Origin of the sequence: Wocania arenilitoris, from assembly GCF_021728535.1 — a bacterium.
GTDB classification, from domain to species: domain Bacteria; phylum Bacteroidota; class Bacteroidia; order Flavobacteriales; family Flavobacteriaceae; genus Wocania_A; species Wocania_A arenilitoris.
In genome coordinates, this window is record NZ_JAKKDU010000006.1 from 71387 (window position 1) to 85486 (window position 14100).

The 14100-nt window shown below is 31.4% G+C and carries 9 protein-coding genes; all 9 read left to right on the forward strand.

The features are described from left to right. Nucleotides 1-56: 56 nt before the first annotated feature. The 9 genes from L3X37_RS06310 to L3X37_RS06350 all read left to right on the forward strand — a co-directional run bounded on the left by L3X37_RS06310 (nt 57) and on the right by L3X37_RS06350 (nt 14089). Nucleotides 57-2252, forward strand: coding sequence for an alpha-N-acetylglucosaminidase (locus L3X37_RS06310; protein WP_237239325.1), 2196 nt, complete (start codon nt 57-59; stop codon nt 2250-2252). Nucleotides 2253-2303: 51 nt separating this feature from the next. Then, nucleotides 2304-4103, forward strand: a complete 1800-nt coding sequence (locus tag L3X37_RS06315) for a hypothetical protein (protein ID WP_237239326.1) — start codon at nt 2304-2306, stop codon at nt 4101-4103. A gap of 9 nt (nt 4104-4112) precedes the next feature. Beyond that, nucleotides 4113-5939 (forward strand): hypothetical protein, encoded by a 1827-nt coding sequence (locus L3X37_RS06320; RefSeq protein WP_237239327.1) that lies wholly within the window; start codon nt 4113-4115, stop codon nt 5937-5939. 258 nt (nt 5940-6197) lie between these two features. Further along, the gene (gene tnpA / locus L3X37_RS06325; protein ID WP_237239328.1) at nt 6198-6647 is read left to right on the forward strand and encodes an IS200/IS605 family transposase; all 450 of its coding nucleotides are present in this window, start codon (nt 6198-6200) and stop codon (nt 6645-6647) included. Nucleotides 6648-7045: 398 nt separating this feature from the next. Beyond that, complete coding sequence (locus tag L3X37_RS06330) at nt 7046-8131, forward strand: Fic family protein (RefSeq protein ID WP_237239329.1); 1086 nt, start codon at nt 7046-7048, stop codon at nt 8129-8131. A gap of 786 nt (nt 8132-8917) precedes the next feature. Next, nucleotides 8918-9460 (forward strand): RNA polymerase sigma-70 factor, encoded by a 543-nt coding sequence (locus L3X37_RS06335; protein ID WP_237239330.1) that lies wholly within the window; start codon nt 8918-8920, stop codon nt 9458-9460. 99 nt (nt 9461-9559) lie between these two features. Continuing rightward, nucleotides 9560-10525, forward strand: coding sequence for a FecR family protein (locus tag L3X37_RS06340; RefSeq protein ID WP_237239331.1), 966 nt, complete (start codon nt 9560-9562; stop codon nt 10523-10525). 135 nt (nt 10526-10660) lie between these two features. After that, the gene (locus L3X37_RS06345) at nt 10661-13732 is read left to right on the forward strand and encodes a TonB-dependent receptor (protein ID WP_237239332.1); all 3072 of its coding nucleotides are present in this window, start codon (nt 10661-10663) and stop codon (nt 13730-13732) included. Nucleotides 13733-13867: 135 nt separating this feature from the next. Then, nucleotides 13868-14089 (forward strand): hypothetical protein, encoded by a 222-nt coding sequence (locus L3X37_RS06350; RefSeq protein ID WP_369409880.1) that lies wholly within the window; start codon nt 13868-13870, stop codon nt 14087-14089. Nucleotides 14090-14100 lie beyond the last annotated feature (11 nt).

Genomic DNA, 14100 nt, shown 5'->3' on the forward strand with positions numbered 1-14100 from the left:
GATTCAAAAGGGCAAAGTTTGCCCTTTTGAATTCTATCTTTAAATTAAATGCAAGTATGTTAAAAAAAGGAAGTCTTCTTATAGTATTATTTTTAGTTACTGTTTATGGCTGTAAGAATAAAAAAAATTCAGAATATAATGTCAAAACTCCTATCCAAGAATTATTATATCGTATTGCCCCCAAACATTCAGATAAATTTAGTTTTGAAACAATAGAAAATAGTGAGAAAGATCTATTTGAAATTCAGTCAACCAAAAATAAAATAGTCATCCGAGGTAATAACCATAATTCTTTAGCAGTTGGGCTTAATTACTACTTAAAAAACTATTGCAATACCTATGTGTCTTGGTATGCAAATGATAAAATAGAGTTACCTTCGGAGTTGCCTTCAATACCTCAAAAAACAACTAAATCTGCAAGAGTAGAAAATCGTTTTTTTCTTAATTATTGTACATTTGGCTATACCATGCCTTGGTGGCAATGGGAAGACTGGGAGCGCTTTATAGATTGGATGGCATTAAACGGTGTTACAATGCCTTTAGCTATTACTGGACAAGAAGCAATTTGGTACGAGGTATGGAAAGAATATGGGTTAACTAACGAACAAATAAGATCATATTTTACAGGACCAGCACACTTGCCATGGCATCGTATGTCCAATTTAGACAAATGGGGAGGGCCTTTACCTCAATCTTGGTTAATACATCAAAAAGAATTACAAAAACAAATTGTAGAACGCGAACGAGAACTAGGAATGACTCCTGTGTTACCAGCATTTGCAGGGCACGTACCAGAGGCACTAAAAACAGTTTTTCCAAATGCAAAAATCAACCAATTGAGTTCTTGGGGAGGTTTTAACGATGAATATCGTAGCTTCTTTTTAGATCCTTTGGATCCTGTTTTTAAAGAAATTCAACATAAGTTTTTAACAAAACAAACCGAATTGTACGGTACAGATCATATTTATGGAGCAGATCCTTTTAACGAAGTACATCCACCTAGTTGGAAACCTAGTTATTTAGCAACGGTCTCTAATACCATTTATACCTCTATGAAAGAAGTCGATTCAAGTGCGACTTGGTTGCAAATGTCTTGGATATTTTATTTTGAGCGTGAACATTGGACGAATGAACGTATAGAAGCTATGGTAAAAGCAGTATCACAAGATAAGATGATGTTGCTAGACTATTATTGTGAAAATAAAGAAGTTTGGCAGATGACAGATTCGTTTTTTGGACAGCCTTTTATTTGGTGTTACTTGGGTAATTTTGGAGGGAATACAATGATGGCAGGAAACATAAATACCGTAGAAGATCGTATTGAAAATGCTTTGGAAAACAATTCAAATATGTGGGGTATAGGTTCTACTTTGGAAGCCTTTGATGTAAATCCATTGATGTATGAATATGTATTTGAAAAAGTATGGGCAGATGGAGCAACAGATACAAAATCATGGGTTCATAATTGGGCAAATACTAGATGTGGAGCTGTTAATAAAGACAATCAAAAAGCTTGGGAGATATTGCATGAAAGTATTTATAAAGATCCGGCAAGATTGGGGCAAGCGACTTTAACCAATGCAAGACCAACATTAACAGGTAGTGGAAACTGGACTACAGATCCTGCTATAAATTATAATAATGCTGATTTATTTGAAGCTTGGGAACTGATGCTGGAATCTTCAAGTAATTCACCAAGTTATAAATATGATATTGCAAATATTGGAAGACAAGTATTAGGAAATCATTTTGCAATACTAAGAGATGACTTTGCAGAGAGTTATCAAGCAAAAGATTTGAAAGGATTAAAAAAGAACGGAGAAAAAATGTTGAAGTTGTTTGATGACTTAGACAATCTTTTAGCTACACAATCCTCTTTTCTATTAGGTAAGTGGTTAGAAGATGCTAAGTCTTTAGGAGTAAATATTGAAGAACAAAAATATTATGAACATAACGCACGAAATATTATTACGACGTGGGGTACTGCCGCCCAAAGCTTAAACGACTACGCTAGTAGATCTTGGGCAGGATTAACGAAAGGGTATTATAAAAAACGTTGGGAGATGTTCGTAAATGATATAATTCTAGCAGTAGAAAACAACAAAGCATTTGATGAAAAAGAATTCTTTGAAAAAGTAACTCAATTTGAGTGGGAATGGACACAAGGTAACGAGTTATATAATTCAAAACCCTATGGTGACGTAATTGAAATTTCTAGAGCCTTGGTTCAGAAATATAATTTAGCTAAATAATAAAGAACTTTTTTGAGAACATATGGTAAAGGCTTGCTAGAAAAATTTAAGATGAAAAAAAAAATATTAAAAAAAATAGTAATCCTTTTGGGAGTTGTACTATTTAGCTATTGTTCCAAAGACGATTCAATTTCTAAATCAGAGGAGTCAGTACTAGAAACAGATACAGAAGTAAGTTTTTTGCAAACCACAAAAGGCACTTATATATCTGGGGAACAAGTCGATTTATCAGCTTTTAGTATTAAAAATACGTCAAGTACTCTGGTGAAAATAGCTGAAGTATCAGTCAGAATAAGGAATTTCAATGATAATAAAATTATCAATGAATCCATTGTTTCATCTGAAGAAATTGAAATACCAATAAATGAATCCTATCAGATGGCTGGTAAAATGGTATTTACAATACCTCAGAGTTTAGAAAAAAAATCTTATGCCATTCATATTAAATTGAAGTTTGAAGATGGAACACTAAAAGAATCCTATAAAACATTTTTTAGAGTAATAGATGTAAATACGTTAACTACATATAAAATAGATAAGGAAGACTATCAAGGTTTACCCGTTTTTAAATTAAGAGGTGGTTTAAGTGCAGAATATGCGATACAAAAATCTGCAGCAACATTTGTGTCCGGAATTTCACATTCATGGACTTCGCCTATAGAAATTGTAGAATCTACACCAGATTTTTTAGAGCACTCTATTAATAAAACTATTAACTTCTACGATGAAACTATAGGCACTACAACACCAGTTGAAACCGTTATTATTTCTACAGGTATTCCAGGGGTACAATATTTAGCAAGAAACATGAAGGGCATTGTATTGCCTTTACATTTTTTAGTAGCTTCAGGAACAGTTAAGGAAGCACAAACTATTTTAGAGCAAGCAAATAATTCTGGATATTCTGTATACGGTACTATAGGTCATGATTTTTCAATTACCAATACACAAAGTGTAGGGTGGATAAAATTGCTGGATTTACCAAATCAATACAAAAAATTCATCAATGATCATCAGGTGAAAAATGTTATTTTATTAGGACATACAGGAACCAATGATGGAGAAACAGAAGCACAAAAAGTAGCAGATACAAGAAACAAATATGAACAAGGTTCACTTTATTTAATGCGTTTTCAAGGAGATACTTCCGATGGTTATTTAAAACAAATATTAAGCGATTATAATACTACTAGATTATCTAGTATTACTAAAGTAGCCGATTGGGAAGCAGGTATTATTTCAGAGCAAATAGATAATTTTAGTACTATGCTTAAAGCCGAAACAAGAGTGTCAGTTACTTCTGTTACAGCCAATGATGGCGTGCATTTATGGAATTTAGGGACCTATACGTCGTTAGCTTTGGCTAAAAAAAATCAATCTATTTTTGAAGTGGGCGGACCAGCTATAAGGGGCATTTCTACTAATCAATATTTATTAGGTAATCCTGGATATGAGAACTATATACGATATGTGCCTTTTTTATATTTTGCAGCATTTTCTACCGAATTTCAGTATAATAATTGGCTGAGTACTAAAATAAAATCTGCGGTTAATAGTTATTTTCCTGATATTGTATTTGAGGATTTAACATTTTGGACAAATCGTGCTGATATGGATGTTTTATTGAGATCAAAAGGGCTAACTGTTAGATCTAGTAATTATCAAGAAGGTCAGGTTTGGAACTTAAGTAATGGTATAAACAGTTTAACAGAAGTAAGAGCAGAAGATATATTAACTACAACAACGCCGTTAGCTTATAAAAACTGGAGTGAAAGTTTGCAGTATTTAGATTTAGATGATATAGAAGATATCTCTAATAGGTTTCCTGAAATTAAAGTTAAGTTAAAGTAAGTATAATATATGAAATTTTTAAAGATTGCAATTATCTCTCTTTTAATTGTTAGTTGTATTACGAAGAAAAAAGCAACTCAAAATACTGAAGAATCAGTTGCTATTAGCACAGTTTTGGATAAAGATGCGTATCAAAAAGAAGATGGAGCACATCTAGTTTTGACCTTTAGAAATACTGGAATAAACCCTGTTTCTATTTCCAATCTGATTGTAGAAATTAAAAATATTTCTAAACCTAATGCAGTATGGACGAAGATTGTTATTTCAGAAAATAATAACAAATTAAAATCAGGTGCAATAAAAACCTTTAATGAAGAGTTGTTTCAGCAAATACCAAAGTATTTTGAGAATGATGCATATGGCGTATATCTGTCTTATGAATTAAATGATAAACTCATTACAAAAGAGTACCATACCTTCTTTAGAGTAATTAACGAGGAAGAATTAACAGTTTTTGAAATTGAGACTGAAAAAATAAACGGTGTTCCTATCTTTAAATTAGATGGAGGGATGAGTGCTGAGTATATTGTGGAAAAATCAGCAGAAAACCTAACATCTGGTATTTCTCATTCATGGAAAGTTAATACCCCTGGTTCTGGCCCTAACCATGTATTGGCTACACCTAATTATTTAGAAAAATCAGTTAATAAAACAGTTGATTTTTATAATGAAACTTTTGGAGAAGATACCGAAATAGAAACAGTACTTATTTCGGCAGGTTTTCCATCTATTCCTTATATCTCAAGTGCATTGAAAGCACCTGTATTACCTTTGCATTTCTTGGTTAGCGTAAATACGGTTAAAGAAATTAAGACTATTTTAGAAACGGCAAATGATAAAGGGATTGCCTCTTATGCTACTTTAAGTCACGATCCATCTGTACCTTACGCGGTTTCTTGGATAAAATTATTAGAATTACCAAAAGAATACAAAGATTTCATAAAACAACATAAAGTGAAGAATATTGTGATTCTTGGAGCTACAGGAACGAACGGAGGGGAAACTAAAGCAAAACAATTGCTATATAATGATGATATAAAAGGCGAATATGCAGATAGAAGCATTTACATTATGTATCCTGGTACCTCTCCAGATGATGTAAAAACACTTAATGATAAAATAGTCGATTTAAAAGATTTTAAACAGGAAGATGATTTTATTCAAATTGCTGACTGGGAAAGTGGTATCAATCAAAAACAATTGACCAATTTTACAAAAGACGCAAAGTCTGTTGATGACTCTATTGATGTAAGCACAATTACTGCTGTAGACTTAGGAAGACTATATGCCTTAGGGGGTTATAGTACATTAGCTTTTATGCATAAAAATAAAGACAAATTTGATGGAGTGAAAGGTGTAATTTTCAACCCATATTTAATTGCACACCCAACCATAGAAGCAAAAAAAGGATTTGTACCATTACTATATTGGCAATTGGTAGGTGCAAATTATACAGTTTACAATATGGAAAATGATTTGTTTAAAGCCATCAATCATTTCTACCCTAAAACGAATCTAAAGAAGTTGAAATTATGGCTGAACTCTACGCGTAATTTTGGAGCAGTATGGTCTGCCAATAACTTAAAGAAAGAACTTGCTAAAAAAGGATTTACAAATATTATTGATAACAATTATGAAGTAGATGAAGTTTGGGATTTATCGGATAGTGTAGAATCCCCCAGTGAGTTATTATTTAAAGAAGTGAACAATAGTTATGGTTTTGAAAACTTAAAAAAATGGAATAACTCATTAAAGCCTTTAACAATTGAGGATGTTAAAGAATTATCAAAAATCTTTGGAGGTTTTGAAGTAAAGCTAAACATTAATAATCACTAATGAATTTTGTGAAATAAGTGAGCAATGAAAAATGAAATTGAATTAGATGAAAATTTATGGTTTACATATAAATGCTGTAACGAAAAGCATTATTTGATTGGGAATTCTCGTTTTTTTCATGGTAAAGTTTACGCTTGGTGTCCCTGTAAGTCAGATTTTAATCTAAAGAATTCCTCGCAGCTTGCTGCGGGGTTCAAAGGAAAAGTTTGAAAAACGGATGGTTTTTCAAAACACTTTGAAAAAGTGTATATTGGATTTATGAGTGATCATATCTACAAGAGACACAATAAGAGTTTATTGTTATACCATTTGGTTTGTCCAATAAATTATCGGCGCTCAATTTTGACAGAAGAAGTAAGTAAATGTGTTGTACAAACATGTTCAGAGATAGAATTTCGATATGACATATATTTTGTGGAGGTTGGATTGGATGAGAATCATGTTCATTTTTTAGTTCAGAGCGTACCGATGTATTCACCAAAGCAAATAGTTCAAACAGTAAAAAGTATAATAGCACGTGAAGTTTTTCGATTTCATCCAGAAGTAAAGGAACAATTATGGGGAGGTCAATTTTGGTCAGATGGTTATTATGTTAATACTGTTGGTCAGTACGCTAATGAAGAGGTTATAATTGCATATTTGAAAAACCAAGGAAAACAAAAAGAGTATAAACAGATTCACTCAAGCCAGTTAAGGTTATTTGAGTAATTCTGATACCTCGTCAGCTTGCTGCGGGGTAGTTCATTAATAGAGCCATTTTAAGTGCTGTTTTATTCGCTCCGTTTAATATAGATGGTGCAACAGGTGAAATTACAATTCCAAATTTAACACCTGCAAATGATATTGCTTATCCAACTGGCGCAACACACGTAAGTTTAAGTTCAACATTTCTAAAAGTTGACTTTGATACTACGATAACGCCATCGAATACAGTCCAACTATAAATATTCCGATTGATTCAACCTCTGCAATACAAACTTTGCTAACTTTTTAATTTTTATCTATTTAACGAGAGTAATAATTACCCTTATTATTTAAACAAAGGTAAATTTTTAGTATATTTACCCTCGTTAAGACAACGCAAGTAATATTTACCCTTGTTTAAAATGGCGAAATTTAATAGAAATACACCTTATAACAGCCTACCGCTATTACCACCTAAAATAACTTTAGAAACCACTAAAGTATTACGCAAGACTATTGATGCCAGTAGAGCATTAGCGCAACTTAATGGTATGCTTACCAATTTACCAAACCCAACATTGTTTTTAGATACTATTCATTTACAAGAGGCTAAAGCAAGTTCTGAAATAGAAAACATAATAACTACTAATGACGATTTGTATAAATCTTTAGTAGCTGATAAAAAATTTGATAACCCAGCAACAAAAGAAGTTATAAGTTATAAGGAAGCTCTTTGGAATGGCTTACAGGAAATTGAAACACGTCCTTTTATAAGTACAAACTTATGTGTTGAAATTGTACAAAGCATTAAAAAAAATACCGCAGGTATTAGAACAACACCTGGAACAGCTTTAAAAAATGCCAAAGGTGAAATAATTTACACACCACCAACAGGTGAAGCTGTAATAAGAGAAAAGATGGCTAACCTTGAAACCTTTATAAATGGTGAAGATACTGTAGACCCATTAATTAAAATGGCATTAATGCACTATCAATTTGAAGCCATACACCCTTTTAGTGATGGTAATGGTAGAACAGGACGTATTTTGTTATTACTCTATTTAAAACTTGAAAAATTATTAGACACTCCAGCTATCTATTTAAGTGAATATATCATTAAAAATAAGGCTGATTACTATACTAAATTACGTGAAGTAACCGAAAATAACGATTGGGAAGGCTGGATACTCTATATGCTTGAAATGGTAGAATATACTGCTAACAACGGGCTACAACGTTTAAAAGATGTCACCGATTTAATGGAACAAATGACCAAAGAAATTAGAAATACCTTACCCAAAGTATATACTAAAGAATTGGTTGAAATACTATTTAGATTACCATATACCAAAAGACAGTTTTTAATTGATGCCAAATTAGGTACACCAAAAACAGTTGGTAATTATTTAATGGAATTAGAAGAAGCTGGGTTTTTAATTTCTGAAAAAGTTGGAAAAGAAAAACTATATCTCAATCACAGATTAATGACTGTGTTAGAAGCATCCTAATTTACTTGGTTAACGAAATGAAACATCAACTAACTAATCTCAATCGTGTAACTAAATGATGATATTGATGGTAATACGTAGGTAAATAGGGCATTTGTCCTGTGCATCTACTTTACTCTTTTTTAAGTAGAATAATAATCCAAATGTTTTGTTCATTCTGGTGACCTTTAATTATACATTAATTTACAAAATTTCGAGGTCTTTTAATTGATATATTACACTGATTTATAAACAGTTATAAGCAATTAGGTGACCTAATTAAGGTTTAAAAAAGGTCACCTAATAGGTCACCAACAGAATGGTTTTTAATACATATTTTGATGTTTTGGGTAAAATAAAAAGTCCCATAAACATTGAGTTTACAGGACTTTCGTCGATTTTGAATAAATCTTGGCGGATAAAGAGGAACTATCCAGTTCCTCTTTATCCCTTTGTATTAAAGTAATTAAACAACTTTGTAAATGATAGGTAACCGAATAAGAAACCGAATTAATTAATGCTGTTTGGTAGTATTTGAGTATTAAACTTTTTTTTCAAAAATTATTTAACATTTGTAGATTGCTACAACTCAAATTTATGCCCGAGTGATTGAAAGAAAAATAAGTCAGAATATAAGTAAGTTAAAAGAAGTGCTAAATGTTAAGGGAAAGTCAATTAAACAACAAAGTTCATGAAGTGATTTTTAGATTAAAAAACTATTAAATTTTAAGAGGTTTAATATAGTTTGCTTTTTTTTGATTTACTTTGTTTATTATGAACAAGGGGGATATATCAAATCATGACCTAATGAGAAGAATTAAAAATTCTGATCATCATGCATTTAAATTGCTTTATGATCGCCTTTGGGAATCGCTTTATGTTAGAGCTTTTTCCATCCTTGGAGATAAAAACATAGCTAAGGATATCGTTCAGGAAGTATGGATTAGTTTTTGGGAACGGAGAGCTGAAATTAGTAATGATAATATTGAAGGCTATCTATTAAGAGCTGTTAGATTTAAAGTTTATAATGAATTTAGAAATTCTAAATATAAAAATAAGCTTATTGGAGAATTTCTCCAGAGCTACAAACCCAATCTAAAAACTAATAATGTAGAACAAACTATTCAATTAAAAGATACCGAAAAGGCTATCTTAGAAGCTGTAAATAGTTTACCAAATAAGTGCAAGCGTGTTTTTGAATTAAGTCGTTTTGAAGGAATGAAAAATGAAGAAATAGCACAAAAACTCAACATTTCAAAACGTACGGTAGAAACGCATATCTCTAACGCTTTAAAAGTGTTAAAAAACAATGTGGCACTTAGTTTGGCAGTTTTTTTAGAATTATTTTAAAGAACTACTTCCTTTTAAAAATTTATTAATTTATTATTTTTTCTGTTTTTTTTACGTGCGATTGTCAGTTCATGTTATATAATAATGTAAACCGGTAAGATGACACAAAAAGAATTAGATAAGATTATTGAAAAATATCTTCAAGAAAAAGCAACCCAAGAGGAAATAAATCATATAGAAAACCTTGAGCAGTTTGCTAAAAATAAAATTAAAGACAAAGTCTTTCGTAGTAAAATAGAGAAAGAGGAAATAAAAGATGCAATTTTTAGAAAAGTTCAGAAAAATGTTCAACAAAAGACAAATTATAGAGCTTGGTTAAGAGTTGCAGCTTCAATAGCGATACTAATTTCCATAGGAATTGGTTATTATTTTAATTCTGTAAATGAGAATGCTATTGAAACTCAAACAATAGCTTATATAACCAAAGAAACTACCTTGGGACAAAAATCCATCATTACACTTCCAGATGGTTCCACAGTTAAATTAAATTCGGGTAGTAAAATAACATTTCCAGAAAAGTTTTCAGATAGCATTAGAGACATATCCTTAGAAGGTGAAGCCTTTTTTGAAGTTGTGAAGAATGAGCATAAACCATTTGTTATTACTTCCAATAAACTCACAACTACAGTTTTAGGAACAACGTTTAATGTGGAAGCTTATACAGATAAAACTGATGTAAAAGTAACTTTAGCAACAGGGAAAGTTAGTATTTATGCGGAAGGTGAGAAAGCAATATTAATACCCTCAGAGCAAATTGTTTTCAATAAAGAAGACAAAAAGATAATTAAGAAAAAAGTCGATGTGCAAAGGTATTTAGAATGGAAGGATGGTATCCTACGTTTTGAAAACGCAACGCTTGAAAAAGCTGTTGATAAGATAGAAAAATGGTATAACGTTACTATTGAATTTGAAAATAAAAACCTTTCTAAATGCACTTTTACAGGAGTATTTAAAAATGAAAGATTACAAACAATTCTTGAGCATTTAGTTTTTGTTAAACAAAATGTTAAATACGAATTTGTTTCAGAACGAAAAATAATTATTAGAGGAAGATGTACTAACTAAAACCAATTAAAGCCTATGATGTAGACAACTATATAAAATACAAAAAAAGCAGCCTGTTTAGTAAACTTTGTCGAGTAACAACAGACTGCCACTAGCTTAACAGAAACTAATTAAGTAACTATTAAACATTTATTTATGAAATTTTTTAAAAATCCAATTATCAAAATGATCTCAAGGATGTCCATTTACATGTTTGTTTTTTTATTGGCAAATCCATTATTTGCTAACAACACATTTGGTCAATCTTTAGATAAAACAAAGGTATCAATTTCTTTAGACAACGCAACCGTAATAGAAATTTTTAAAATTATTGAAAATCAAACACCGTTCAGTTTTGTTTACGACAATAAAATTGCTTCTAAAACAGAATTAATATCTTTTAATAGCAATAATATCTCTGTACTAAAAGTATTAGAAAAAGTGTCAAGAGAGGCACGATTAAAATTTAAACAGGTCAATAGAAGTATATCGGTAAATATAGTGCCTAAAAAAGAGGTAGTAATTATAGTTCCCGTTTTAAAGGAAATAACAGGTAAAGTAATCGATGAAAACGGACAACCTTTGCCTGGTGCAAACATTACCGTTAAAGGAACCTCAATAGGAACAACAACAGATTTTGAAGGAAACTTTACTTTAGAAGTAGAAGATAATGTAAAGACTATTGTAGTTTCCTTTATAGGATATAAAACAGTAGAAATACAAATTGAGAATCAATCTAACTTCAATATTCAATTAGAAGAGGATGCGGCACAATTAGATGCTATAGTCGTTACAGGTTATAGAAAAAGTCTTGAAGAGGCGCTAAGTATAAAAAAGAATAGCACCAATAATGTTGATGCAATAGTTTCAGAAGATGTTGCCAAATTTCCACAGTCTAATATATCCGAGGCATTACAGCGTGTTTCTGGTATTCAGATTACAAGAGATGGAGCAGGTGGTGTAGGTAATCAGGTAAGTATAAGAGGTTTGCCTTCAGAGTATACTCAGGTTACTTTAAATGGACAAGCAGCACCAAATGCAACAGACACAAGAAGTTATAATTTTAATTCACTGCCAGCTGAGTTATTTGCTAGAACTGAGGTGTATAAAAGTCCAACTGCAAAAATAGATGAAGGAGGAATTGGAGGAACCGTAAATATGGTAACAAAAAAGCCTTTTGAATTAAAAGACAGGATAATTGTAGGGTCTATTGAAGGCATTTATAACACCCAACAACAAGGAGGAAGTACAGTGACACCTAAACTGTCATTAACATATGGAAATAAGAATGATAAGTTTGGATTTATTGCAGGAGTATCTTATAACAAATTTTTCAATACATCTGAAGGTTATGATATAGTAAGATATAGAGAAAGGTCTTATGATATCGACAATGATGGTACTGATGATTTTACTGATGTTAGAGTACCACTACCAAGATATATAAGTCAAGGACAAGAAGTAGAAAGACTATCTTTTAATCTGGCAACTCAATTTAAGGTTAGCGATAATTTCGAGTTATTGATGGATGCTGTGTATACCAATAATAAGCAAGTAGAAACACGTTATGCACCAATATGGTTTTTACAAGGACCAGATGCTTCAGCAATGACTACAGATGGGAATTTTTTACTATCTGGTACTTTTGAAGATGTAGATCTTAAATTAGAAAACCAACAACAAGCTAATGATACGGATATCTTTCAATTAGGGCTAACTGGGATTTGGGATTTGGAAAATGATTGGAAAATAAATGCAAATATTAATTTCTCGTCCAACAATCGTGATTCAGAACGGTTCAGATATTATGGATTAAATACGAATACGGTAACCTATAGTGTAGTTAATGACCAAAAATGGTTTGATATACAAACACCTACAGATTTATCTGATGCATCACAGTTTACTATGGATGAAGCTAGACACTATTTATGGGATAACAATGATAAGATAACATCAGGTCAGATAGATTTCACAAAAAAAACTAGCGAAAAATTCACTTTAGATTTTGGAGCAAAATATAGAAGTAGAACAAAAGATCGTACCTATTTCTTTAATAGGGTTAGAAATATTGACGAACCATTTGCACCTGTATCAATGTTATTGGATGACTTTTTAAATAATGTAGATGAAGCCACTGGACCAAATGAGTTTTTGGTTCATGATTGGGGAAAAGCTAAAGAACTTTATGGAGATCAAATTCCATTTGGTAAAGACTTTGAACGTATTGATGCCTACTATAATATTACAGAAAACATTGCAGCTAGTTATGCCATGGGTACTCTTAACTTAAGTAAGTTGAAACTTAACTTTGGTGTAAGATTGGTTAACACGAGTTTAATATCTAAAGGGGTTGATGTAGATGAAGATACAGGAGATTTATCGGATAGGGAAGTGAAATCTAGCTATACAGATTTTCTTCCAAGTATTAATGCAAGATATACATTAGCGAAGAATCTTTTGTTAAGAGGTTCTTACGGTAGAGTGATGACGAGACCAAGTTTGGGTGATCTATCAGCATATAGAGAAATTGATGATGTAAACTTAACTATATCAGCAAAAAATCCTGAATTAGAACCATTCAGAGCTAATCAATATGATTTATCTTTAGAGTGGTATCCTAAAGCCGAAACTTTGTTGTCTTTTGGATTCTTCAAAAAAGATATAGAATCATTCATAACTTCAGAAACCGTTGATGTACAACTTAATGGTAATACATACCAACTTTCAAGGCCAACAAATGGTAATAATGCTACTATTAAAGGATTAGAAATTGGGTATCAACAGCCATTTACTTTTCTACCAAGTCCTCTAGATGGTTTAGGAATACAGGCAAACTATACTTTATCTGATAGTAATTTTGAAGAAGTTGTAGATTTGGGTACCGGTGAGACTGAATCATATGAATTACCTAATAATTCTAAGCATTCTTATAATTTAGTCGGGTATTATGAAAAATACGGTTTTAGTTTGCGTTATGCGTATAATTATAGAAGTGATTATTTGCGCTCTAAACCAGTACCAGAAGATGGTCTGAAATATAGAGATAGTTATGGTCAAACAGATATTTCTGCAGGATATAAAATAACTGAAAACATTAGTGTTAATCTTAATATTTTAAATGCTTTTAATTCAAAACCGTATGAATATATTTTTGAAAGAAAATTTCAAGATAATATATCAGTATATGGTACAACTTTTCAATTTGGTGTAAGAGCTTCATTTTAATCATATGAATAATTCTCAATTGGGTAGGTTAAAATACCCAATTGAGATATTTCTGTCTCTAAGAACTTTCCTAATGAAGATTATGTATTAGTAGCCTCCCATAGAGGTGGTATATATTAGGAAAGTGCATTTGAAATACGATTTTCAAATGAAACGACACATACTATAGGTGTAATTGCCAAACTACAACAAGATAATAAAAGTATAGGGGGGGTAACTACTATGGATGCTAACATGTGCGCTGGTCATGATGACAAGTTGGCAATGATTAATCCAGATTTAGCTTGGGGACGATGCGTTGAAAACGGTGCAAATATATTATTAACAGATTATCCAAAAAAATGGTCGAGTATTTAACCAATAAAAGT

Coding starts and splice junctions, on each gene's coding strand:
- L3X37_RS06310 (WP_237239325.1), top strand. CDS start 57: ATGTTAAAAAAAGGAAGTCTTCTTATAGTATTATTTTTAGTTACTGTT.
- L3X37_RS06315 (WP_237239326.1), top strand. CDS start 2,304: ATGAAAAAAAAAATATTAAAAAAAATAGTAATCCTTTTGGGAGTTGTA.
- L3X37_RS06320 (WP_237239327.1), top strand. CDS start 4,113: ATGAAATTTTTAAAGATTGCAATTATCTCTCTTTTAATTGTTAGTTGT.
- tnpA (WP_237239328.1), top strand. CDS start 6,198: ATGAGTGATCATATCTACAAGAGACACAATAAGAGTTTATTGTTATAC.
- L3X37_RS06330 (WP_237239329.1), top strand. CDS start 7,046: ATGGCGAAATTTAATAGAAATACACCTTATAACAGCCTACCGCTATTA.
- L3X37_RS06335 (WP_237239330.1), top strand. CDS start 8,918: ATGAGAAGAATTAAAAATTCTGATCATCATGCATTTAAATTGCTTTAT.
- L3X37_RS06340 (WP_237239331.1), top strand. CDS start 9,560: ATGACACAAAAAGAATTAGATAAGATTATTGAAAAATATCTTCAAGAA.
- L3X37_RS06345 (WP_237239332.1), top strand. CDS start 10,661: ATGAAATTTTTTAAAAATCCAATTATCAAAATGATCTCAAGGATGTCC.